This window comes from Clostridium sp. UBA1652, from assembly GCF_002320975.1.
Classification (GTDB): domain Bacteria; phylum Bacillota; class Clostridia; order Clostridiales; family Clostridiaceae; genus Clostridium_T; species Clostridium_T intestinale.
This window is the reverse complement of sequence record NZ_DCLI01000032.1, coordinates 19,718-44,912: the sequence shown is the minus strand read 5'-3', so window position 1 is coordinate 44,912 and position 25,195 is coordinate 19,718. Positions and strand designations below refer to the sequence as shown.

General features: G+C 29.6%; 24 protein-coding genes. 8 read left to right on the top strand and 16 right to left on the bottom strand.

Annotated elements, in window-relative coordinates; all coding sequences use genetic code 11:
* Nucleotides 1–517: 517 nt before the first annotated feature.
* The gene (locus B3N22_RS04950; RefSeq protein ID WP_286905246.1) at nucleotides 518–1,837 is read left to right on the top strand and encodes an FAD-binding oxidoreductase; all 1,320 of its coding nucleotides are present in this window, start codon (nucleotides 518–520) and stop codon (nucleotides 1,835–1,837) included.
* A gap of 94 nt (nucleotides 1,838–1,931) precedes the next feature.
* On the opposite strand, the gene B3N22_RS04945 is transcribed toward B3N22_RS04950, so the two are convergent.
* The 14 genes from B3N22_RS04945 to B3N22_RS04880 all read right to left on the bottom strand — a co-directional run bounded on the left by B3N22_RS04945 (nucleotide 1,932) and on the right by B3N22_RS04880 (nucleotide 17,246).
* A complete protein-coding gene (locus B3N22_RS04945) occupies nucleotides 1,932–3,095 on the bottom strand; it encodes an ABC transporter permease (protein ID WP_286905245.1) in 1,164 nt (387 codons plus the stop codon).
* Nucleotides 3,096–3,108: 13 nt separating this feature from the next.
* Nucleotides 3,109–4,287 carry an ABC transporter permease gene (locus tag B3N22_RS04940; RefSeq protein WP_286905244.1) on the bottom strand — a complete coding sequence of 393 codons (1,179 nt, stop codon included), beginning with the start codon at nucleotides 4,285–4,287 and terminating at the stop codon, nucleotides 3,109–3,111.
* A gap of 9 nt (nucleotides 4,288–4,296) precedes the next feature.
* Entirely contained in the window at nucleotides 4,297–5,235 is a 939-nt protein-coding gene (locus B3N22_RS04935; protein WP_286905243.1) for an ABC transporter ATP-binding protein, read from the bottom strand.
* A gap of 116 nt (nucleotides 5,236–5,351) precedes the next feature.
* A complete protein-coding gene (locus tag B3N22_RS04930; protein ID WP_286905242.1) occupies nucleotides 5,352–6,008 on the bottom strand; it encodes a response regulator transcription factor in 657 nt (218 codons plus the stop codon).
* A 27-nt stretch (nucleotides 6,009–6,035) separates the two neighbouring features.
* Nucleotides 6,036–7,229 carry a sensor histidine kinase gene (locus B3N22_RS04925; protein WP_286905241.1) on the bottom strand — a complete coding sequence of 398 codons (1,194 nt, stop codon included), beginning with the start codon at nucleotides 7,227–7,229 and terminating at the stop codon, nucleotides 6,036–6,038.
* A 133-nt stretch (nucleotides 7,230–7,362) separates the two neighbouring features.
* The gene (locus B3N22_RS04920; protein ID WP_286905240.1) at nucleotides 7,363–8,541 is read right to left on the bottom strand and encodes an MFS transporter; all 1,179 of its coding nucleotides are present in this window, start codon (nucleotides 8,539–8,541) and stop codon (nucleotides 7,363–7,365) included.
* 177 nt (nucleotides 8,542–8,718) lie between these two features.
* Nucleotides 8,719–9,462, bottom strand: a complete 744-nt coding sequence (locus tag B3N22_RS04915) for a LytR/AlgR family response regulator transcription factor (protein ID WP_286905239.1) — start codon at nucleotides 9,460–9,462, stop codon at nucleotides 8,719–8,721.
* An 18-nt stretch (nucleotides 9,463–9,480) separates the two neighbouring features.
* The gene (locus tag B3N22_RS04910; protein WP_286905238.1) at nucleotides 9,481–9,810 is read right to left on the bottom strand and encodes a hypothetical protein; all 330 of its coding nucleotides are present in this window, start codon (nucleotides 9,808–9,810) and stop codon (nucleotides 9,481–9,483) included.
* 22 nt (nucleotides 9,811–9,832) lie between these two features.
* Nucleotides 9,833–10,816: a flotillin-like protein FloA gene (gene floA / locus B3N22_RS04905; protein WP_238903544.1), complete on the bottom strand. Its 984-nt coding sequence runs from the start codon at nucleotides 10,814–10,816 to the stop codon at nucleotides 9,833–9,835.
* Between the two features lie 27 nt (nucleotides 10,817–10,843).
* Nucleotides 10,844–11,341 (bottom strand): NfeD family protein, encoded by a 498-nt coding sequence (locus B3N22_RS04900; RefSeq protein WP_286905237.1) that lies wholly within the window; start codon nucleotides 11,339–11,341, stop codon nucleotides 10,844–10,846.
* A 105-nt stretch (nucleotides 11,342–11,446) separates the two neighbouring features.
* Nucleotides 11,447–12,292 (bottom strand): sensor histidine kinase, encoded by an 846-nt coding sequence (locus B3N22_RS04895; RefSeq protein ID WP_286905236.1) that lies wholly within the window; start codon nucleotides 12,290–12,292, stop codon nucleotides 11,447–11,449.
* 138 nt (nucleotides 12,293–12,430) lie between these two features.
* A complete protein-coding gene (locus B3N22_RS04890; protein ID WP_286905235.1) occupies nucleotides 12,431–12,997 on the bottom strand; it encodes a cupin domain-containing protein in 567 nt (188 codons plus the stop codon).
* Nucleotides 12,998–13,118: 121 nt separating this feature from the next.
* Complete coding sequence (locus B3N22_RS04885; protein WP_286905234.1) at nucleotides 13,119–16,532, bottom strand: FtsX-like permease family protein; 3,414 nt, start codon at nucleotides 16,530–16,532, stop codon at nucleotides 13,119–13,121.
* Between the two features lie 12 nt (nucleotides 16,533–16,544).
* Complete coding sequence (locus tag B3N22_RS04880) at nucleotides 16,545–17,246, bottom strand: ABC transporter ATP-binding protein (protein WP_286905233.1); 702 nt, start codon at nucleotides 17,244–17,246, stop codon at nucleotides 16,545–16,547.
* 230 nt (nucleotides 17,247–17,476) lie between these two features.
* Between B3N22_RS04880 and B3N22_RS04875 the strand changes: the two genes are divergently transcribed.
* Nucleotides 17,477–18,052: a TetR/AcrR family transcriptional regulator gene (locus tag B3N22_RS04875; RefSeq protein ID WP_286905232.1), complete on the top strand. Its 576-nt coding sequence runs from the start codon at nucleotides 17,477–17,479 to the stop codon at nucleotides 18,050–18,052.
* A gap of 177 nt (nucleotides 18,053–18,229) precedes the next feature.
* The gene (locus tag B3N22_RS04870) at nucleotides 18,230–18,979 is read left to right on the top strand and encodes a DUF975 family protein (RefSeq protein ID WP_286905231.1); all 750 of its coding nucleotides are present in this window, start codon (nucleotides 18,230–18,232) and stop codon (nucleotides 18,977–18,979) included.
* A 75-nt stretch (nucleotides 18,980–19,054) separates the two neighbouring features.
* Here B3N22_RS04870 and B3N22_RS04865 read toward each other — a convergent pair whose 3' ends face one another.
* Nucleotides 19,055–20,017: a tRNA dihydrouridine synthase gene (locus tag B3N22_RS04865; protein WP_286905230.1), complete on the bottom strand. Its 963-nt coding sequence runs from the start codon at nucleotides 20,015–20,017 to the stop codon at nucleotides 19,055–19,057.
* Nucleotides 20,018–20,167: 150 nt separating this feature from the next.
* Between B3N22_RS04865 and B3N22_RS04860 the strand changes: the two genes are divergently transcribed.
* The 3 genes from B3N22_RS04860 (at nucleotide 20,168) to B3N22_RS04850 (ending at nucleotide 23,068) form a co-directional block, all read left to right on the top strand.
* Entirely contained in the window at nucleotides 20,168–20,623 is a 456-nt protein-coding gene (locus B3N22_RS04860) for a hypothetical protein (RefSeq protein WP_286905229.1), read from the top strand.
* A 96-nt stretch (nucleotides 20,624–20,719) separates the two neighbouring features.
* Nucleotides 20,720–21,397 carry a response regulator transcription factor gene (locus tag B3N22_RS04855; RefSeq protein WP_286905228.1) on the top strand — a complete coding sequence of 226 codons (678 nt, stop codon included), beginning with the start codon at nucleotides 20,720–20,722 and terminating at the stop codon, nucleotides 21,395–21,397.
* Between the two features lie 3 nt (nucleotides 21,398–21,400).
* The gene (locus B3N22_RS04850; RefSeq protein WP_286905227.1) at nucleotides 21,401–23,068 is read left to right on the top strand and encodes a sensor histidine kinase; all 1,668 of its coding nucleotides are present in this window, start codon (nucleotides 21,401–21,403) and stop codon (nucleotides 23,066–23,068) included.
* Between the two features lie 60 nt (nucleotides 23,069–23,128).
* On the opposite strand, the gene B3N22_RS04845 is transcribed toward B3N22_RS04850, so the two are convergent.
* Nucleotides 23,129–23,785, bottom strand: coding sequence for a DUF6796 family protein (locus B3N22_RS04845; protein ID WP_286905226.1), 657 nt, complete (start codon nucleotides 23,783–23,785; stop codon nucleotides 23,129–23,131).
* Nucleotides 23,786–24,150: 365 nt separating this feature from the next.
* Here B3N22_RS04845 and B3N22_RS04840 point away from each other — a divergent pair, with 365 nt between their 5' ends.
* On the top strand, nucleotides 24,151–24,828 hold the full coding sequence (locus tag B3N22_RS04840) for a helix-turn-helix domain-containing protein (RefSeq protein ID WP_286905225.1): 678 nt from the start codon (nucleotides 24,151–24,153) through the stop codon (nucleotides 24,826–24,828).
* Nucleotides 24,829–24,983: 155 nt separating this feature from the next.
* Nucleotides 24,984–25,169, top strand: a complete 186-nt coding sequence (locus B3N22_RS04835; RefSeq protein WP_073018374.1) for a hypothetical protein — start codon at nucleotides 24,984–24,986, stop codon at nucleotides 25,167–25,169.
* The last annotated feature ends 26 nt before the right edge of the window (nucleotides 25,170–25,195 follow it).

Here is a 25,195-nt window from a genome sequence, read left to right as displayed (position 1 = left end):
AGGGTAGTCTACTTTTCTTCCCACTCATTATTCATCTTTTATAAAAAAATATTCTTAAACTTTTAAAAGGATTAGATTTACTGTGCACCACTGCCCTGTAGGAGCTTCTTCCTTAGTCTCGTTAGATCCCTTTTTACCAATAAGGATTAGACTGACGCTGAGGAAGAGAAGGAACTTGATGAAGTTCTTCGAACTTCTACATATTAGCAGTGCGCGTCTACCGATCATTGGTGCAATTCTTCAATTCTTCAATTCTTCAATTCTTCAATTCTTCAATTCTTCAATAGGCATTTTGGCTTTTCCGTAATTTATTAGCAAGCCTTTCTTAAAAATTTTTCACTTTTCTTTTTAACACTGTGAAAAGAATCTAATGAAACTCTTCGAGTTTCTACAGGGCAGATGGGCAAATGATTTGATGGAGCTTGAGAAAAAGCTCCTACAGGGCATAAGTGTGTAGATTTATTGGGGGTAATGGCATATTAATATATTACCAATTATTTTTTAAGAGGGTGATAATATGGATTTTAGTGAATTAACGGGAAAAGTTGTAACTCCTTATGATAAAGAGTATCCATTTTTGAGGCTTGTTTATAATAGAGCTATTAATAAGTTCCCCATTGCTCTTGTATATTGTTACAGTAGCTTTGATGTTTCTAATGCAGTTAAATGGTGTAGAAAAAATAATGTCGAGCCTCGAATCCGTACTGGAGGCCATAATTATGATGGCTATTGTACAGCTAATGGTGTATTAGTAATAGATACCACCTATATGAATAATGTTTATATAGATACTAAAAAAGATATTGCAAAAATTGAGTCAGGTACAAGACTATGGAAAGTATACTCCTCTCTTGCTAAGGAAGGTTATGGCTTTGCAGGAGGTACCTGTCCAACAGTAGGTATCTCTGGCTTAGTTTTAGGAGGGGGGATAGGTTTATCTTCAAGGCTTTTTGGATTAACTTCCGATAATTTATTATCTTTAGATTTAATAAATAGTAAAGGAAATTCAATTAGGGCAGATAAAAAGATTAATTCTGATTTATTCTGGGCATGTAACGGCGCTGGGTCTGGTAACTTTGGTGTGGCTACAAGCTATACTTTTAATGTTTATAAGGCTAGAAAAGTAACTGTGATTCAACTTAGGTGGGATAAAACATCTAGAAGAGAATTTTTTGAACTATGGCAAAAGTGGTTAAAAACTGCTGATGATAGAATTAGCTGTTTTGCGGGTCTTAATAAAGAAGGAATTTATCTAAATGCATTTTTTTATGGATACGAATATGAGGCTGAAGAAATTTTAAAAGATTTTCTTATGCTTCCTAATTTATTGGAAGAATCATCAATTAAATATGTACCTTTTATTGATGCTGTAAAAGATATCGGATCTTTTTACGGCCCTCCTAATAGTTTTAAGGCAACTGGAAGGTTTGTATATAGGCCTCTATCTAAAGAAAATATAAATAAATTAATCGATTATATTGATACTAGCCCTGAAGGTGCTATTTGTAATATTAGGTTATATAGTTTAGGTGGAGCTGTGAAAAAAGTTCCTATAGATGCCACTGCATATTTTTACAGAAATTCATCTTATATTTTAGGAATTACAGCTGAGTGGGATAAAGATATAAAAGAAGGACTTTATATAAATTGGGTTAATCAGGTATTTAACTATGTAGAGCCTTTAACTCGAGGCTCATATGTCAACTTTCCTTATTCAGAATTAAAAGACTATGGTTATGAATATTGGGGGAAAAATTATTGTAATCTTAGAGAAGTAAAAAGCAAATATGATCCTGATAACTTTTTTAGATACCAGCAATCTATAGAGCCCTATTAACAACAAGATATAAGAGGACCGTTATAGATCTATTAAAATTAATCTATAACGGTCTTTTTGCATTTATAGGTTTTATTTTAGATATATATAGAGATTAATTTTGTGCTACTGTTCTTAATGATGAAGCTGCCGCTGTAAAAAATGCTGCTGCAAAAAGTAATAGTATTCCTATAGAAGGAAGTACCGCATATATCCCTTTATTATTCAACATTACTTCTTTAAGAGCATTTAATACCCAATTTTGAGGTGTAAAACTAGCTACTTTCTGAAAAATTCCTGGTAAGTACTCTACAGAAACAAAACATCCACTTACGGCACCAGTTAGTGTTGCTACCATATTAACTACTATTACACTTTGAGTTTCATTTTTTATCCATCTTGATAATAATAACCCTAAACTTAATATTACAAGAATAAATGCTGTAAATACTAAAAATAAAGCTGTATATGAGTTTCCCCAGTTTACTTTTAATACTATCTTTGTGAATCCCACCATAACAGCTACTTGAATCCACTCAGTGACCAAAAATGATAATAGTAAAGATCCTCCAATAGTAATATTACTATTGGGAGTGGATATACTTCTCCTTAACGTTCCATTCCTCTTAATCTCCATAATCTCATTAACAAAGTATATCATAGTATACATCATGAAACTTATCATTACACCAAGAAAAGCCATGTTAACTGTTTTTGTTTTCTCCTCAGTTGAAAATGTACTTTTCTCAACCTTAACTTTTGAATCTTGAATATTATTAATTAACTTATTCTTTAATTTGTCAGAATTATCGCTGTTAATATTGTTTGCTACTTTAGCTACTAATGTATTATTCATTATAAAAGAATTAATTTTATTACTTACTATATTATCTACATTTCCTTGACTTAGCTTTAATATACTTACTGCTGTACCTTCACTATCAGCTTGCTCTAAGGCAGTGGAGAATTTTTCTGGTATTATTATAGCAAAGGAACTATTTCCACTTTTTACTCTTCTCTCACCATCTTCAAGGGTAACTTTAGTTAAGTTTATAACTCCTGTATCTTTTAATTCATTTATAAGTTCTTCTCCTTTTAGTCCAGTATCTTGATTAACCACATCCACATATATACTAGAGGAGGATACATTTTCACTTTTATTTGTAAAAAGCACTACAATACTTACAACTAAAGTTGGCATAAGCATACCTAAAAGTAATATTTTTTTATCTTTAAGAATCCTCTGCAAATGCATAAAGGAATACTGTATTATCTTCATTTAACTCACCTCTCTAATTATCAAACTTAAATTTCATTATTCCAATAGCAAACCCAATAACCCCTATACTTAATAAAATGACTATATTAGTACTTATATTAGAAATATTGGATCCAACCATTATATTGGTATAGCTATTTGTGAGCCAGTAATTAAGCGTAGTCTTTATTACATTTCTCATAAACCCTGTTACTGAATCTATTGAATAAAAGGTTCCACCAAAAACAGCCATAATCATGATTACTATTGGTAGTACTGTCTTTAAGCTTTTTTGACTCTTAAATATGCTGCCAGCTAATGTTGATATTCCAGCTATGGCAGCTCCATGAGATAGTATTACTATACTAAGTGAACTTATATTGCTTCCCCAGCTAGTTTTTAATATAGCGCTGGTTAAAAGTATATACACTCCAACTTCTATCACTGCAATTAAAAATATTGCCATAGTCTTTCCTAATAAGAAATTCATTTTGCTCATAGACGTAGACTGTAGTCTTTTTAGAGTTCCACTTTCTCTTTCTTTTATAATATTTGAAGCCCCTACTGTTGTTAAAAACAAACTAACCATAATAAGCATACTAACTGCATAATATTGTTTTGAATTTATAACCTTATGGTTTTCAAACAATCCTTCCTTAATATAGTTTTGACTCATAATCTTGCTTAGTTCGTTTTGAAGCTCAATTGAATCAATATTTATTGCCTCTTCATTTAAGGTTTTATTTATTGCTATACTCATATTTAAGTTATTTGTATAAGCTTCAACTATTTCAGAAACAATAGAGCCATTTAACTCTTGTGCTGGAGATTTTATCACCTTAAGTGAAGCATCTTCTCCTAGAAGAGTTTTTTTACTAAAATCCTTTGGAACTATTATCGCAGCACTTACATCTCCTTTTTCTATATCTTCTTCTATGCTTTCAAAATCTCTGTCTTCTCTTAAAGTAATGCTATCTTTTAAATTACTTCCTTTAAATATCTCTTTTATTGATAAAGCTATCTGTCCCTTATCTTCATCTATGATAGATATTTTAAATTCAGGTAACTTAGGCTCTTGATTAAAATACTGTTCATATATAACTCCATTTAATGCAGCTAAAGCAAAAGGCATTACTATATATACAAACACATTAAATTTTATTCCTGATAAAATTTCTTTTAATTCATTCATAAAAATATATAAAAATCTCATCGTTTCCCCCTAATCCCTTAATGCCTTACCAGTAAGACTTAAAAATACAGTTTCAAGAGTAGGTTTTTTTATACTTATATCTTTTATTCCTATCTCTGCTTTAATTAAAACTTCAATAATCTGCTGTATACTTCTTTGGGTATCTTGCATTATTACTGTTAACTTAGAATCCTTATAAACTACTTCTCTTACACTATTAAGCTTCTTAAGTATTAAATCTATCTCGGGTTTATATTCACTTATGGTTATTTCAACTCTCTCTTCATTCATTATCATCCTCTTTATATGATCTTGATCTCCTTTTGCTATAACCTTTCCTTCATCTAAAATACATACCTTACTACAAAGAGCTTCAACTTCCTCCATATAATGACTTGTATATATCAAGGTTGAACCATGTTTTTTATTTAATCCTTTGGTAAACTCTAATATATTATTTCTTGATTGTGGGTCTATTCCCACAGTAGGTTCATCCATTATTACTATTTTGGGATAGTGCATAACTGCACAAGCTATATTAAGTCTTCTTTTCATTCCGCCTGAGAATTTTGATACTTTTTCTTTTCTTCTATCTTTTAATCCTGTAGCTTCTAATGCTTCTTCTATCCTCTCTTTTAATAGATTTCCTTTTAGAGAATACATTTTCCCCCAAAACTTTAGATTATCTATTGCGCTAATGTTTTCATAAAGAGCTATCTCTTGAGGAACAAGACCTATATTCTGCTTAGCCTCTATAGGGTTAGTTTTAATAGAGCTTCCATTTATTATAATATCTCCTTTATCTAATTTAGTAAGTCCACAGATCATAGATATAAGTGTTGACTTCCCAGCTCCATTTGGTCCTAATAAACCAAACAGTTCTCCTTCTTCTATATCCAAACTTATATTATCTACAGCTAATTTATCGTCATACCTTTTAGTAACATCTTTTAATTGAATAATTCCCATATTTATTACCTCCAAACCTTATACATTCATTATAGACAAATCACTAGTCATTACAGTACTGAGTTAAGTCACCTATAAAAATAAAAACCATGACTTAAGTCATGGTTTTGTTAAATCTAATCTACCAACTTATTTTTAAAAGCAAATATAGCTATCTGAGTTCTATCTCTTAACTCTAATTTACCTAGTATTTCTGTTATATTATTTTTAACAGTTCCTTCAGTTAAAAACAACTTTTCTCCTATTTCCTTATTTGAAAGTCCTGAACTTATTGCTTCAATAATATCAATTTCTCTTGAGGTTAACTTATTTCTACTTTTTATTTCTTTTATTCGCTCATCTTGAGAAAGCTCATCTCTATTTTCTATCATCTTATTCGCAACCTCAGGATGCATGATTATATTGCCTCCATAAACACCTTTTATTGCTTCAAAAATTCTTTCATGAGAAGTGTCTTTTAGCATATACCCGCTAGCCCCATAGCGCATAGCCCCTATAATATACTCATCATCTTTAAAGGTAGTGAGTATTAAAACCTTTGTTTCTGGAGAAATACTTTTCACAAGCTTAGTTCCCTGTACACCATCACAGCTAGGCATTCTTATATCCATGAGTATTACATCAACATTCTGATTCTTACATAATTGGTAAGCCGCTTCTCCATCCTCACATACTCCTACAACTTCAATCTCCTTATAGGAGCTAAGTATTATTTTCAATGCTTCTCTTATAAGATTCTCATCATCTGCTATTGCAATTTTTATGCAAGACATTATTTAAGTCACCTACTTCTTTCAACATTATAGTATTTTTTTCTTCTTAGGAAAAATTATATTTATCTCAAATCCACTATTCTTTTCACTGAAAAACTCTATCCTACCATCTAGATTATTAACTCTATCTTGCATACCTCTAAGCCCAAAGTCAGGTGTTAAGTTTTCTACACCTTCACCATTATCCTTTATATTTAACCCTACCTCCTTTTCAGTAAAGTGTAAGTTAATTGCAATAACGGTTGCTTTCCCATGCCTTAATGAATTATTCAAAGCCTCCTGAATAATTCTATACACCGAAAGGTTTTGATCTGATGTAAAAATATACTCACTTTTAGATGTATTAAATTCAACTCTAATCCCTGTATTCTTTTGAAAATTATTAACGAGCTCCTTAAGCACAAATATGCTATTATTATTTTCAAAGCTTATAGGGCTTAATTCCCTAACAGCTCTTCTTACATCTTCTAAGCCGTTTTTAGAATATGTATACATATCATTTAACATTTCTATAGCCTTATCTTTATCACTTTTAACTAAAAAGGGTAGCGCTTGAATCTGAATATTTAGAGTAGATAAAGTGTGTCCTACTGTATCATGTATTTCTCTAGATATTCTATCTCTTTCTCTAAGTACAGAAAGTTCTTCCACTGTATTTGAATATTCTTCTAACCTATTATAAGCCTCTTTAAGTTCTTGTTCCGAAACTCTTATTTTATCATATAGAAGTTGAGCTTCTTGTTTTCTTGCTTTCTCCTCTGCAATAAATCTTCCAAGCCCTCCAAATCCCATAACTATTACAGTATTAAAAATAATATTTGCTATAGGAAATTCCTGAAGATTTTTATAAAGAGGTGTCATACTCTGAAATATAACTGCTAAGTATAAAATTGAAGTTATTATATATGAATATCTTCTATTAAGCATAAGTGATGCATCAATTATCGCTACAAAATAATAAACAAAAGTAAATCCTCCAAAGTTATAGTACAGAAGTGATATTATTCCTATTTCTACAATTAATGATGTTATAATGGCATATGTTGTGTCTGTAAAAAAATATATTCTTACTTGAGTATTTATTATATAAAGCAATAAAAATACTACAAGAATTTTTATATTATCCTTATCTATCTTATTTAAAACAACTATGGACCCTATTACAGTAAAATATATAATATATCTTACTATAAGTATAAAATCCCCTGACTTTTTCTCCATTTATATACCTCTACTTAAACTCTATTTATGAAAATTATACCACAAAGACTACCATTTACATCCTACTAATTCGCTATAAAAGGCAAAAGATGTCTCCTATTTATGAGACGCCTCTTTATATGTTAGATATTAACTATACTTTATTTATACCAATACCTTCAAAATTATTAGTTCTAATCAAAATAATTAAAGCAATTATAAATGTAGCTGTACTTATCATGAAAATCATATAACTATTACCATATTCATATACAAATCCAAATATATATCCAAACAGAGCTCTTCCTATTGAAATTGCAGCATTAAATAATGTAATTGCTGTTCCTAAAACTGATGGATTAACTGAACTTCTAATAAAAGTTAAATTACCAACTGTTACAATAGAAACCCCTAGACAGTGCACAACGCTAACTGCTAAAAATGCATATTGATTTTCGACCAATGAATAAACTCCAAACCTTAAAATCATTGAAGCTACAACTAAAATATAAAATTTCTTAAAGCCTAATTTATTAATAAACTTAATGGCTACCATTAAAAATATAACTTCTGGTAGCACCATAGTAAATGTAAGCCAACTTATAGAAGACTCCGATCCACCTAAAGTTGACACTAGATGGTTTCCTGCATAACTCATAGAAGAGTCTACGATTACAGTTGTTAAAATAGTAATAATTAAAATAAATATATATTTTCTATTGGTTATTAGCTCTTTAAAGCTTCCTTTTTGTACCTTCTCTTTACCCTCAGTTTCTCCTAATGTAGAATCCTTAGGTAATCCAAAGCATATTGGAATAGTAATAAGTAATAAGAAGGCATAACTTGCAAATATTGTTCCATCTAACCCAAATTTATCTGCTAAAAATCCTACTGACATACTTACAATCATATATCCTAGTGATCCCATTGCTCTGATTGAACCATAATTATCACCACTTTCATGACAATAATTAGTAGCTAATGTATCTGCCATAGGCATAGTACCTAATCTTATCATTTCTAATCCTATTGCACATAAAATTATCATTGGATAAGTTGCAGCCTTCCAATATAATGCTACCATTACTAATGCTCCAGCAATTGAAAACTTTAATAATGCATTATATCTTTTGGTTCTATCTCCAACTACTCCCCAAACAGGAATAACACAAACTCCAAAAACCAAACTTAATGCTGTAATTAAACCTATTTGAGAACCGCTTAAACCAGCACTTTTTTCTAAATATACATTTATGTAAGGCATGAAGGCTCCAATTGCCCCCAAATATATAAAGTAGAATAGCTTAAAACTTAGACTATACCTATTTTTCATTACTCGTTCTCCCTTCATCTTAAAATGTCTTCAGTCCTTATTTACCCTTTGTACCACATCTATTATATATCAATATACCCTTAAATTCTTTCCTTTTTTTGAAATAAGAAAAACCATGTTATTAAACATGGTCATACACTTATATTATTCTATTTTTAAATCTATTTAATACACTTACTATAGTCTAAAAATTCTCTTTATATCCTCGTATTTTTCATGGGTAAGCAATGCATCTTTATCTGTGTTTTTTAGTTTTACAACATAAGTCCATCTTCCATATGGATATATTTTTGTAATTAATGATAAATTTATTATATAAGATTTGTGACTTCTAAAAAATTGATTTTTATCTAACTTATCCTCTATGTCTGATAGAGAAATAGATGTAGTAAAGCTATCTGTTTTTGTGTATATAACAGTTGAGCTCTCTTCTCTTTGTATAAGCATTATTTCATTAGTATCAACAAAACTTATACCTTCCTTATTTTTTATCATAAGCTTATCTAAACCTTTTTCATACTTTATAATTTTATCTATACCATCTCCATAGTTAGGTTTATTTAAGCTCTTTATTCTATCTAAAGTCTGCATAACTCTATCTATTTTAAAGGGCTTAACTAAATAATCAAATGCATATAGCTGAAAAGCTTCAGACATATATTCTTGGTGGGCAGTTGCAAATATAATTATTGTTTTAGGCTCTATGTCAGCGAGTCTTTTAGCACATTCAATACCGCTGCATCCTGGTATTTCAACATCTATAAATACTACCTCTGGGCGTAATTCATTAAATACCTCTATAGCCTCTTCTCCATTATCTATATCTCCAACGACTTCAAATCCACCAGACTTTTCTAATATCTTTTTAATTATAGTTCGTATTCCTTTCTCATCATCAACTATAAGCACTTTTATATCCATAATAAATTCTCCTACCCTTTAGAATCTTCTTCTTTTTCTAGTTTTACTTTTGGGTTTCCCAACTATTTCTGAAAGTATAATTGCCTGTTGAAGCCTCACTGAAGTCAAATCCTCCACAATAGAATCTATTACTCCTTGTGGATTTTTACTTACAAACTTTGGACTATTATCCACTAGGTCTTCTTCAGTAGTTTCATCAAATTTTTCATAACTCTCTTGGGTGAATTCTAAATTTGTATTTTCTTTTGCTCTTATGGTTGGTTTGTTAAATCTATTTGCTACCTTCATAGGATCATTTAGTGCTATTGAAAGGTCATTCACTATTCTCATAGCTTCTTTAAATTTCATGTTACCTCACTCTCCTATAAACTTATTTTTTATCCTTATTTTCTTTATCTGTATTAATTAATCCTTGAGACTTATTTCCTGCGCTAGATATAGAACTTCTCATGCTTGTATCTGCAATAACATTTTGCATATCATAGTAGTCCATTATTCCAAGTTTACCTTCTCTAAGTGCATATGCCATGGCTCTTGGTACTTCTGCCTCTGATTCTACAACAGCTGCTCTCATTTCTTGTTCTTTAGCAACCGCCATCGCTCTTCTCTCTTCGGCTTTAGCCTGTGCTATATTTTTATCAGCTTCTGCTTGAAGTGTTTGAAGCTGAGCGCCTATATTTCTTCCTACATCTACGTCAGCTATATCTATAGATAAAATCTCAAAAGCCGTTCCAGCATCTAATCCTTTATTTAATACTGTTTTGGATATAGCATCTGGATTTTCTAATACTATTTTATGGCTATTTGAAGAACCAACAGTAGTTACTATACCCTCTCCAACTCTAGCTAAAATAGTAGCTTCTCCAGCTCCACCAACCAATCTTTCAAGGTTAGCTCTTACTGTAACCCTAGCTTTAACTAGTAGTTCTATACCATCCTTTGCAACAGCTGAAACATTTGGTGTTTCAATTACTTTAGGATTAACACTCATTTTTACCGCTTCCAATACATCTCTACCAGCTAAATCAATAGCTGCTGCCTTTTCAAACTGTAGATCAATATCAGCTCTATGTGCTGCAATTAATGCATTTACTACATTGTCTACATTTCCACCAGCTAAATAGTGAGCTTCTAACTGATTTACAGTTAGTCCCATACCTGCTTTAGTTGATTTTATAAGAGGAATAACAATTTTAGAAGGTACAACTCTTCTTAATCTCATACCAATTAAATTAAATATACTTACCTTAACATTAGCTGCCAAAGATGACACCCATAATCCTAATGGAACAAGTGCAAAAAACACAACAAGAATAATGACAACCACTACTGCTATTATAATTGACTCAATCATTAATAATCTCTCCTTTGAAATATTAATTTATATCTTTACTTTTTTGACTAACAACTTTACTCCACTAACCTTAAATATTTCTACCTTTGTTCCAATAGAAATATATTCCCCATCTGAAATCACATCAAACTTAACTCCATCTATATCTACAGAACCTGAAGGTCTTAAGTCAGTAATTGCAACCCCTCTTTTTCCAAGTAAATAATCTAGATCTGAAGAACTTATATATCCATGTTCTTTTTTCTGCTCGTCTGATAATATTAACGGTTTAAACAACTTTCCTTTAGCAAAAAAAGTCATAACCACTCCAAGCATAATTCCTAAAACAGCTAGTATACCTAGTGACATTACTAAAACTTGTGCAAAGTTCTGGGCCGTTAATATAACTGCTAGTATAAGGCATATTGCACCTATTATTCCTGGTACTCCAAAACCAGGTATATGCATTTCTATAAGCACAAGTCCAAATCCAACTATAAGTAGTAAAATTGTTATAACTGTAATATCTGGTAAAAATACATTCATTCCGTTTTACCTCCCTCCTTACTATAAAAATACAATACCATCACTAGGACTACTTATTAATATAAAATCTCTAAACAATACATTTTTTGATCCAAACTGTCATTACTAACTCTTTTTAGGTAATGTTACTTCAAAACATGTCCTATTTTCATCTGATTTCACAATTACTTTTCCAGCTGAATTTTCAACAATCTCCTTAACAATTGATAACCCAAGACCCTCACCTTTAATTCCCTTAGTTGTAAAACCCTCATCAAATATCTTATCTATAATCTCTTTAGATATTACATCACCATTATTTAATATATTTATTTTTATATTTTCTAAATCTTCCATAAATTCAACTAACATATATCTATAATCTGGTTTTAATTTTAATGCAAATATTCCATTATCTATTATGTTTCCTATTACTCTGCAGAACTCCCAAGGTTCAACATTAAGATGTTTTAAATCACTTTTTATTTCTAATTCCATATCAATTTTATTTTTTTCTGCCATTTGAAGTTTTGCCTGAAGCAGTGCATTTACAGCAGGTTTTGAGGTCTTTAATGCCTTACTAACTCTTACTATGTCCTTGTAGACTGGCTCTATATAATTTCTTGCTTCGTCATACTCTTCTAACTCCATAAGTGAGTATATAACTTGAATATGGTTTAAGTAGTCATGTCTTTGAGATCTCAAAGTCTTATTGAGATTTTCAATATATTTTATTGTATCTATTAAATTAGTACTACCTTTTTTAAATAAAAGATTATAAAATATAATACCAGTAATAATACTATTTATTCCTATACTTACTGCTATTACATAAATAATAAAATTACCATCTACAATGTATGAGTTTTTATTCTTGTAATAGATAAATAATGTTATAAATATGACCTGTATAAAATTTAAAACTATAGATACCAAGACTATTTTAGAGATATTGTAACTCTGCTTTTTCATTCTTCTGCACTTCCTAGCTTCCATATTTATTGTATATACATTTTACCATATTTTTCTTTTAATATCTTATTTGTTATAAACAAAAATAAGGAAATCCTATTATCTATTTAATAAGACTTCCTTATTTTAATAATCTCGTTAATTAACTGCTTCTTCAGCTATTACTTTAGTTTGATGAACAGTTCCACGGGGATGCTGCGGTGGTGCATATATTGAATATAGCTTAATTGGTGTATCCCCAGTATTAATTACATTATGCCACTTTCCTGCTGGCACCATTATTGCAAAACCATCACTAACTCTTCTTTGAAAATCTAAATTATCACGACTATCTCCCATCTGCACAATTCCACTGCCTTCTTCAATTCTAAGAAATTGATCATGAGTTGTGTGGACTTCCAAACCTATATCTTCACCAACATTTATACTCATTAAGGTTACTTGTAGATTCTTTCCGGTCCATAAAGCTGTACGATAATTATTATTTTCAAGTGTCATCTCTTCTATGTTTCCTGCAAATGGCTCTGGACCGTAGTCCATTAAATTCATTTGATTGTCGCTTCTTTCTAACTCATCCATATCATCAAGAAATGGATGGTACATTTTAATGAGTCCTTTAGACATTCTTAATTCATCAAAGTATTGATACATATTATAAGTGTTATATGGATCATAATAGAATGGATTGATATAGTTTCTATACATATTTAAATTCCTTTCATCGATATATACCACTATAATATTTTAATACTTAAATGATTGTTACTAACTTATCACAAAATAGCTTTCTATAAAGTTATTCTTAAATACAATCTCTTTATATTTATTACTCAACTGACTTTAATGCATCAATCATATTTACGCTCTTTAGCTTAATATGCATCATAATCATAACCAAAAGTGAAAATAACAAAGTTATCAGTCCCGAATATATATAACTACTAATATATATATCAGGGAACATCATCATGATATCCGTTTCTGCAGTATTTATTATAAAGATATATAATATCCTTCCCATAAATGAACCTGCGAGTATCCCTAATAATGTTAATATCACATTTTCTCTTAAAATGTACATTGTAACCTCATTATCAAAAAATCCTAATACTTTTATAGTTGATAACTCTCTTATACGTTCAGATACATTTATGTTAGTCAAGTTATACAGTACTATAAATGCTAAACTTCCTGAAGAAATGATTATAACTAGCATTACCAAATTAAGTTTGCTTGCAGAATCTTTACTTGCATTTGATATTGTTGATGTTAATGTTACATTTATTACTTTTTTGCAATCCATAAGTTTAGTTGATATTTCATCCTCTTTTCCATCAGCTGAATCTAATTTTAAGAATTGTGCATTATATACTGCCTTCTCCCCAAATATCTGCTCATAGTATGATGGAGACATATAGATGAAATGAGCAAAATAATTTTCTGCTATTTCTTCAACCTTTACTGTATATGAATTATTATCTTCATCCTTCATAGTAATCATATCTCCAACGGATGCCTTTAGAAGTTTGGCTAACTTCTCGTTAATAATTACACCATTATCTGATAACTTGTATTCTTCTTTTGTTTTTCTATCATGTAAACTTAAAAACTCATTTAAGCTTTCTTCATCTTGTGGCACATACATACTAACAGTTTGTTTGTTCATTCCTTCTTTACTAAAGGTTACTGATTGTTGATGTATGTTTATATTATTTTCATATCCTTCAATCTGATTTAGAGCTACATTATATTCTTTATTATCTTCTTCATTATGCTCATCATTAAAAATCACAATAGCTTGATATTTCCAGACGTTATCAAACTGTTTGCCTATAACCACATTGTTGGCGTTTAGAAGTGCAAATCCAGTAACAAGCATCGCCATACACCCTGCTATTCCAAACACAGTCATTATCATACGTTGCTTATATCTAAAAATGTTTCTAAGTGTAACCTTTTGATTAAAGTTTAATCTTTTCCAAAATATTGTGATTCTCTCTAAGAATATTTTTTTACCTAATTTAGGTGCCTTAGCTTTCATTAAATTAGATGGATTTTCTTGCAGCTCTACCTTTAATACAAATAAAGATGCTCCAACTGTACATATTATTGATGCTGCTAGAGATTGAATTATATAAGCAGGATAATAATATATTTTAAGAGCTGGTAAGCTAAACATCATTCCGTAAGCATTATTAATTACATATGGGAATACATTACTTCCTAATAATATTCCAAAAATGCCTCCAAAGATACTAGCTAATGCCGCATAAATTACAAACTTTCTAGATATCTCTAAATCACTATATCCTAAAGCCTTAAGAGTTCCTATTTCAACCCTGTTTTCTTCCACCATTCTTGTCATAGTAGTTAAACAAATTAATACTGCAAGTAAGAAGAAAAATACAGGAAATACTTTAGCAATGTTGTCTATGCTTTTTATAGCATCTTTAAATCCACCATATCCTGGATTATCAGTTCTATCAAAGAAATAATACTTACTCTTATCTAAATCTTTTAACTTATCTTTTTCTTTATCTATTTTTACTCTTGCATCAACTAATTTTTGCTTATTTTCATTTATTTCTTTTTCACCATCAATAAGCTTTTTCTCTGCATCTTCTAAATCTTTTTTTGCCTTATTAAGTTCTGATATTCCTTGCTTTTTACCATCTTCAAGCTCTTTTTGCCCCTTAGATAATTCTATTTTTGAATTATCTATCTGCTTTTGAGCTTCTTGAATTTGTAACTTACCATCATTAAGTACTTTTAGCTGTGTTTCATATTGTACTTTACCTTGCTGATATTGATTGATTCCACCAACTAAAGTTGTAAGTTTAGTTATATTTTCTCCCAAAACCTTACTTGCAGAGTCAATACCATTAGCTATATTAATAGCTAAACTAACATTACTTGGATTTTGCTCTAATCCACTTACTAAAGTACTTAAGTCTTGTAAGCCTAAGTTAGGATTTGATATTATAGCTTTCCAGTATTGAATTTTATCTTGAGGAATCTCCTCTCCATCTTTAATCTTACTAGTTGTATCTCTTATATCCTTAGATAAAGAACCGTAAGTAGCATTTAAAGTATTAAGTGAGGATATTTGATTCTCATATTCACTAGTTCCTTTGTCAGGATCAATACCTTGCTTTATAAACTCGTCTTTAGCTTTATCTATTTGAACCTTAGCTTGATTAAGCTGATTTTCTCCATCAATTAGCTTTTGCTTTTGTTTATTAAGTTCAGCTTGCCCGTCATTAAGCTGCTTTTCACCATCTTTTAGTTTTAGTTCGCCATCTTTAATTTTCTTTTCGTAATCTTTTAAACCTTGTTCATACTGTTTTTTACCATCGTTAAGTTTTACTTTGCCATCGTCTATTTCTTTTTGTGCATCTCTAAGTTTAATTTCTCCATCTTCTATTTCTTTATAACCTTTATCTAATTCTACCTTAGCATCTGATTTTATTTCTTCTATTCTTTCTACTACTCTGTTAGAAAATAAACTTTCAAGATACTGATTATTTTCTTCCATCTTGTCTTTATATTCATCGCTATATCCATTAACTCCTTGTACATTTTTAAATCTCACATAGATTTCGGTATATACATCCATGGATATATCTGAACTATTTAATACCCCAAAGTAATCAATACTTCCTTTTCCTACAGAAGTTGTACCTCTAGATTCTTTTTCTATATACATTGGATTTTTAACAAATCCAACCACCTTAAAGGTATCTTCCTTAAAGTATTTCATAGTATCTTCATCAGCATCTACTTTATAGGTATCCCCTATTTTCAAGTTATCATCTAAATTGAGCACTTTCTCATCTAATGCTATTTCACCACTATTTTCAGGCAATCTTCCTTCTACAATAATAGGAGTGTTTATAACTTTAGAATTGTTGGGATCATAGGTCATAAATTTTACTACACTATTTTTACTTATAAGATTTACATCTACGCTATGTGTCCCATAATAGTCTAATATTTTATCATTATCTTTAAGTAAATCTAGATCCTTATCTGTAAGTCCTATACTAGATACAATCTTACTATCCATAAGATTTTGGTTACTATAGAAATTGCTTATAGATGCTTTCATATCTGGCCCACTTGACTTTATACCAGAATAAAAAGCTACACCTAAAAATATTATTGCTAATATTGAGGCAAATCTTGCTTTTGACGATGCTATCTCTCTTACTATTGATTTTCTATATGCACTATTTTTCATTTTTCTCCACCTCTACCATTCTATCTCTTCAATTGGTACAGGATTTTCATTAACTTCAACACTTCTAACTTTGGCATCATTAATTTTTATTACCCTATTTGCAATAGGTGCAATGGCTGAATTATGAGTTATAACTATAACTGTTGTACCTGTGTCTTTACAAGTATCTTGTAGAGTTTTCAAAATTTGTTTTCCTGTTTTATAGTCAAGAGCTCCTGTTGGTTCATCACAAAGTAGTAATTTAGGATTTTTAGCAATAGCTCTTGCTATTGACACTCTTTGCTGTTCTCCCCCAGATAACTGTGCTGGGAAATTGTCTTTTCTATGTCCAAGTCCAACTAATTCAAGCGTATTGTCAACATCTAATGCATTTTTTGAAATTTGTGCAGCAAGCTCTACATTTTCCTTTGCAGTTAAATTCTGTACCAGGTTATAGAATTGAAATACAAATCCTACATCATGCCTTCTATATCTAGTAAGTTCTTTTTTATTGAACTTTGATATATCAGTATCATCAATTATAATTTGACCTTCATCACAAGTGTCCATGCCTCCAAGTATATTAAGTACTGTTGATTTTCCTGCACCACTAGGTCCTAAGATTATAACAAACTCGCCCTTTTTAATGGAGAAATTAATTCCATTGTTGGCTACAACAGTGTTATCTCCAATTTTGTATCTTTTATGCTCATCAATTATTTGTATATACGACATTTTCTCCCTCCATTTTCTTTAGTAATTCTTCTATTTATACTAAGAGTTATTAAATAGACATATTGTTGATTCAATAGTACAATATTAGTATAATTAATTAGAAAGCTACTGACAATAATCATATAAAATTTTATTGTTATTAAATGTACATAAACTTTATAATTGTTTAATTGATAATATTTTATTCATAAATATCTAGTTAAATAAGTTCTATAAAAAGGAGGATATACATGCCTGGAGTTAAAGGAAATCGTAGAATTTTGTACACAAAAAGTATAATTAAAGAAAGCTTAATAGATCTACTTGAAACTAAAGAAATTCATCAAGTTACTGTTACTGATATATGCAAAAAAGCTGATATTAACAGAGGAACATTTTATAGTCATTATAAAGATGCTTTTGATCTTCTTCAATCAATGGAAGATGAATTATTTAATCAAGTTATTGTGTATCTCACTGAAATTCCGGTTGAGGATTATACCGACATACTTTTAATTAAAGTCTTTGAATTAATTGCGGAAAATAAAGAACTTTGCAAAGTACTATTTTGTAAACAAAACGATAGTAAAATACTAGATCGCATTCTTTATGTAGCTAATAAAGCAAATTTAGATAAAATAATTAATACTCCAGGTTTTACTGATGCATATTTAAATTACTTACTAAAATATGCAATAGGTGGTATTATTGCCGTTGTACAAACTTGGTTAGAAAATGATTTAGTTGAATCGCCTAGAGAACTCCTTGCAATTATTAATAATATTAATAGGTTTAGTAGCAGTAATTTTGCTCAAAATCTCAAATAACTTAGAAAATTTAAGTAATTGAAAGCAATTTAAACCTATTTGTATCTAATAGCTTATTTCAACTAAAAACAACATCCTTCTATATATTTAATAACTTGTTTTAAGTTATTAAATACCATATAATATCATCATAGCAATTATTTAAATAGTTCGATTAATAATTTTATGGAGGATAATATGTGGTCTAGAAAAGAATTAAAAAGCAAAGCTAAAGAAGTTTTAAGAAGGGGATATTTGAGTGCATTTGGAGTTAGTATAGTTATAACACTAGCTGAAGGTGGTTTGAATTCTAGATTTAATTATAGATCTAGATTTTCAATTGAAAACCCTGATAATATAAACTCAGTTTTTCATTATTTCATCAATTGGAAAATTATTTCTATGTTATTAATCTTTTTTCTAATTGCATTGGTACTACGTATTCTTATTGGATACTGCCTTGAAGTTGGAGGAAGAAAATACTTCATTAAATCCGCTCAATATGATGATAATACAAGATGTTTGCGTTTTGGATTTCAAGATGGGAATTACAAAGGGATAACAACTACAATGTTAGTTAAAAATATTTATATTTTCCTTTGGACTTTACTCTTAATTATTCCTGGTATAATTAAATCCTACGCTTATAGCATGGTTCCATATATTCTTGCTGATAATCCTAATATAGGAATTAATAAAGCTATTGAGCTAAGTAATGATATGACTAGAGGTCATAAACTTGATATGTTTGTGTTGGACCTATCCTTTATAGGATGGTATATACTAGGCATGATACCTTTTGGACTTGGAGTGTTTTTTGTTAATCCTTACTTTAACGCTACAAATGCAGAACTTTATTTGGTTTTAAGAAAAGAAGCCTTAAATAATAATTTATGTAGTTATGAAGATTTAGCATTAGTTTCATCTAATTCAAACGATATTTGGTAATACAATTTAATCCCTCTTAAGTAAAGACTGCCTATAATTAAGCAGTCTTTATTTTAATCTCATATCTTCTTATAACTATTGATTATAAAATAACCCCGCCCCTTGTATAATCTCTTGCTCCTCAAATAGGCTCAAAATAGCCTCATTATACTCAACAAGCTTTTGTGCTTTCTTAATTTTCTTGCCGTATTTTTTGTTATCTGAAAAAATATAAATCATATATCCCCATAATTCTTTCATTCTGAATATGGCGTTTTTCTCTTCATTAAATATCTCAATATAGTTATTAAAGATCTCATCATGGAAATCTTTTAAATCAGCTTTATCCAAATTGCTATTATATTTTATAAGATTTATTAGGCAAGGATTAGCTAATACCCCTCTTCCAAGCATTACTTTGTCTACAGATGGAAACTCCTTTGTGAATTTACTATAATCTTCCTTTGTAAATATATCTCCATTGTAGCATATGGTATTAGTACTTAATGATAATGCATCTTTAAAAACTTCTAAATTAGGTTTATTTCCATAAAAGTCTTCCCTAGTTCTCGGATGAATGATTAGTTCTTCCATAGAATACTTATTATATATCTTAATAAGTTCATAAAACTCCTCCGGACTCTCTTTTCCTATTCTAGTTTTTATAGAAATTTTCATATCATCTATTTTAAATATATCATCTAAAAATCTATCAAGTTCTTCTCTTTTAGCTAAAAATCCTGAACCTCTATTTTTTGAAACAACAGTCCCAGCTGGACATCCTAAATTCAAATTCACCTCATTATAACCTAGTTGCTTAAATTTCATAGAGGTTTCAATAAATCCTTCTGAATCGTTAGTTAATATCTGAGGAACCATGTTTATCCCCTTATTGTTTTCAGGTAAAATATCTCTAAGTTCTTTAGTTTTAAGACTTCTACTCTTGTTTGGTGTAATAAAAGGGGCAAAGTATTTATCTATATTGCCAAAAATCCTCTCATAAGAATTTCTATATATATATCCTGTAATTCCTTCCATTGGTGCTAAATAAAATTTCATCTACTAACTCCTTTATCTCTTTCTAGAGAATATTATATCAGCCTTCCTTTTTCTTATCTACCCACTTCTCATCATAAGCTTGTTTACAATAAATTCCCTATAGTTTATTATGGAAATATATCCAAATTATCTTATGGAAGGACTGTTTATATGAAAAGAAAGCATTTTGTATTTTTATCTACTATTATTTCTATACTTATAATATCAATATTGGTTTATAGATCAATGAATACAGTAAATGTAGTTAATATACCTATAAATACATTAGATAAAATATTTTCAGAAAATATAAAAGCTGAGCTAAATAAAAGAGAAGATTTAAGAGCCATTTTTATAGATGAAATAGACTACACACGAGAGATATTTGTTTGTGAAGAAAAAGGCAACAAAGTTTATATACATGCCTGGCTTAATTGTTCTGGACATAGTTCTGATGACCCAACTCTTACTAAAGCAAAATATCCTGCTATAATAACCTTAAAAAAAGATAAAAATGATTATATATTTGATAAACTAGAGCTTTCAACACTAGATGAAGGTTCAGAGGCAATAAAAATATTCCCCTATAGAATAAGAAATAATTATATAAAAAATAAAAACATGTAGAGTTGGAGTTAATATAATATCTCCAACTTTATTTTTACACTAATTAGGATACAGAAAGGATATATTAATCTGTTAACATATCCTTGGAGGTAAAAGATGGTATATAAATTTTTATTAGTTGAAGATGACAAAGAAATAATAGAAATCATAACTGATTACTTTACCTCAAAAAGCTGCGCTAAATTCGAGGTATACTCAGCTGAAACCGGTAATGAAGGTTATGAAAAATGTATTGAAAATGAATATGATGCAGTGCTTTTAGATGTTATGCTTCCAGAGCTTGACGGCTTTACAATATGTAAGGAACTTAGAAAAAATAGTGATGTTCCTATTATCTTTTTAACAGCAAGAACTAATGAACAAGATAAATTATATGGTTATAACCTTGGTTGTGATGATTATATATCTAAGCCATTTTCATTAGCAGAACTTTACGCAAAGGTTACAGCTCTAATTAGACGTACAAAAGGTACCATAAGAAATGACATCATGATCTCTGGAAAAATAAAATTAAACCCTTATCGCTACACAGTTTTTGTAGAGGATAAAGAAACCACCTTAGCTCCTATTGAATTTACTCTATTAAAAATACTAATGGAGAATCGTAGTAAGATAATGAGTCGTGAAATTCTTTTGATCCGAGTGTGGGGATATGACTTTGAAGGTAATGATAGAGTTGTTGATAATCATATAAAGAAGCTTAGAAAGTCTCTTGGAGCTGCATCTAATCAAATCAAAACCATTATTAAAGTTGGTTATAGATTGGAGGATTAGAAGTTGAAAGAAAATCAAACAAAGAGAACAATTTATGTGCGTACTTTTTCCTCTTTATTTACAGCATACCTTATGCTTATGATAGGGTTTAGCATATTTCTTATAAATAAGGAGAAAAAAGTACAAGAATTACAGTTTAACTCGTTAGCATTACAGATTAATCATACAGCTAATAATATTATCAAAGATAATATTACAGACTTCCCTAAGCTAAAAAGAAAAATGATAGGAAGTTTATCTTTTTATGCTAACTCTGGAACAGAAATTGGAATATTCACAAGTAACTATAATCTAATTTTTAATACTAATGAGAATTGGCTTTGCAGTTATACAGAGAGTATTGAAGGTAACACACATTATACTGGTTATGCATCTTTAAACCCATATGACTGGTTTAGTTATGAAGATATATCAGAACTTGAAAATTATCTCTCTTCAGAACCTAAGGTTGAGAAAGTCGGTGATCTTTCTGGATATATTTTAGACATAGATGGATTTTGGCTAAAAGATGAAATGATTGTTCCTGATAAAATAAGTGTAACTCCTATGTATGCTGACAGAATCAATGAAAATGGTACTGGTTCTAGCTCCGGCTCAGTTAAAAGAAAAGTCTTCTTTTCTTCCAATAATAAACCCACCAATAACTTGCCATACTTTGAACACGGCTCTATACATCCTCTTTATAAAAGAGACAAAGATTATACCGAGTTGCGTAACCTAGTATTAAATGAAGAAAAATTAAGAAAATCTGTTAAAGAATCTATAAATATAACAGTTGAAAAAATTTCTCTATTTACCTATAGATATTATTATCCTATGCCTTATGAAGATACATTAAAAACATTAACCTTCGATGGTAAAAACTTTTATAGTGAATATTGGACAGTTTGTGCCACTGAAGTTAATTTATTAAAACTAACTTACCCAACATTAATATTTTTATGGATAAGTTGCTTCTTAACATTTTTTATAGCAGCTCTTATCATATCTACTCAAACTTATAAGCTTTATAAAAGGAGAGATGACTTAGAAAAATATAGAATAGAGACAACAAATTCACTAGCACATGATTTAAAAACACCACTAAGTATCATATCAGGTTATGCTGAAAATCTTATAGAGAATGTTAATACAGAAAAAAAAGATCATTATGCTGCAAATATTCAAGCTAACGTAAAACGTATGGACAAGATAGTTCTAGGTATGATTGAATTATCAAAATTAGAATCTGATTCCTTTAAAATCAAATATGAAGATGTTTCTCTTTCTGAGGTATGCGATAAATTAATTAATCACTATAGTCCAATCTGTGATGAGAAACAAATTGTTATAAATATGGAGGGTGATGAGGTTATAAAAGCTGATTTTGCATTAATGGAGAGAGTTATTAATAACTTTTTTGTAAATGCACTTGAACACACTCCTAATAGTGGGTCAATTAATATCACTATAAATGAAGATATTCTTGAGTTCTACAACAGTGGAAGTCATATACCTGAAAAAGATTTAACTGAAATATGGAAACCATACAAAAAAGTTGATTCCTCTCGTAGTAATACTAAAGGTACAGGACTAGGTCTTTCTATATCCAGTAAAATACTTGAATTATATAATTTCTCCTATGGCTCAAAAAATTATGATAATGGGGTAATTTTCTGGTTTAAGTGGTAGCAAATATATAAAAAAACTCCTACGCTAATAAACAGCTTAGGAGTTTTTTTGATTTAAACATTATATAAGCACTTTATCTTTTTGTTTAAGAATAACCAATTGACATATAAAAAAGATCAAAGTTGATATATTAAGAAAAGCTGGAGCAATAAATCCTCCAATAGGATAAGGCAGTACCAACATCATAACAAAAACACAAATTAAAATGCCAACTGGATTTAAAAATGCCATCCACTTAGGATACAAGGTTTCATACCTTATAATAATTATTATATATAAAAGGGAACTAACTGTAGCTTCTACGCCTATTATAATTAATGTTATAAGCCAATAATTATCGAACATTTTCATCATATCCCTAACTATCAGATTAGAGGCCCCAGTTTCATAATAAAGTCTCCACCCACTTGCAATATATGCATATGCTATATGAAATCCTACAGCTAACATTAGTGCATGTGCAGTTGAAATAACTACTGCAAGCGACTTAAATTTACCTGCTGGCTTAAGAGAGTAATAAACCATACCTAATCCAGCTATTTGAAATGGAATTACTATAACTCCAAGAAATGTACCAACAGTTATTCTCCATTGAGATAATCCAGCCATGCTTTCAGTGCCAAGTTTCAAAAAATCCATAGCACTATTAGGCCTACCTATTAATATAAAATCACTTATTATAGTTATTATTACAGCAACAATTCCTATTATTCCCATACGAAATACTATTTTAAATTCTTTTGTTTCTTTTATAATTCTACCCTTATATAACTAATTTAAATAAAACTCGCTATATATTTTCCTTTCCATATATTTCAATATATTTTATTTATTTTAATTACATATTATATGCCTCTGATATCTTTTACAGTATACTATACCAATTTATCCTATTACAACTTTTTCAACCTCTAGAGTAAAAGTTCCAATATTAATAGTATAATAATCTTATGATAAATAGAAAAATACTCTTATTAAATTTAAACTTGCAACTATAGGTTGAGAATATTCAAGGTTTATTTGGTAGTGGTGAATTGTCATAATTAGTATACTGATAATACTAAAATAAGGGAGGTCTTATTATGACATTAGGCAAAAGAATACAAGAACTTAGAAAACAGAATAATTTTTCTCAGGAACAATTAGCGGAAAAACTTGAGGTTTCAAGACAGGCTATTTCAAAGTGGGAGTTAGATCAGTCGATTCCAGATACAGATAAAATAATTCAATTAAGCTACTTATTTAGAGTTTCAACGGACTATCTTCTTATAGAAGGATTAACTCTACCTTCAAAAGGAAATACGGATACCTCAACTAATACATCTTCTTTAGATTGCTATAAGGATTTTATTGGGCGTTGGGTAAAGATATTTTTAGATGACAGGGGTTTTGGAGGACTTTATCAAGTAGCTATGCTTAATACTGATGATGATTACCTGCTTTTCCATGATAAAAAAGGCAAAAAAGGACTATTAAAAATCAAAAGCATTCTTTCAATTTCAGATGCAGATATATACAAAAAAACTTCAACAAAGATTCCAGACATATACTTAGATAACCTACCTTTATCAAGTCCTCTTAAATACTTTGAAGGTAAACGCTGCATGATTCGTTATATATGTAAATCAATGTTTACTACACCACAAGGGCATTTTGATGTTTTGGTAGAGAAAATAACTCCTGATGAAATTCTAATAAATAATAAAGATAAAAAGAGTATCATAAAGCTTAATAGAATTCTTATGATAAATGAAAGATAGAATATTTAATTAACCTTATTAGAACTTATATTTCATATATCCCCCTTTTAATTTTATGTAATGCCATATTTTTTGTAGCATCAAATTCGCTCAAGTTTTAGTGTACATAAAAACCAATCATATGTACAAAATAACTTTGAAGGTGGTGATATAGTATGGCTAATAAAAATAACAATTCAAACTTTAAACAACAAAATAGTTGCTCATCTTCTAAGGAGCAAGGTAGCACCTTTAATTCAGAGAATGAGAGCAAAATTGCTAGTCAATATAAAAATGTTGAACCTCTTCCTGAATCCTTCCGTCCAAGAAGAGATGGTCCTGGAGGAGAGGATGGAGAATAATTTATTCTAAATTTCAAAAAAGTAAG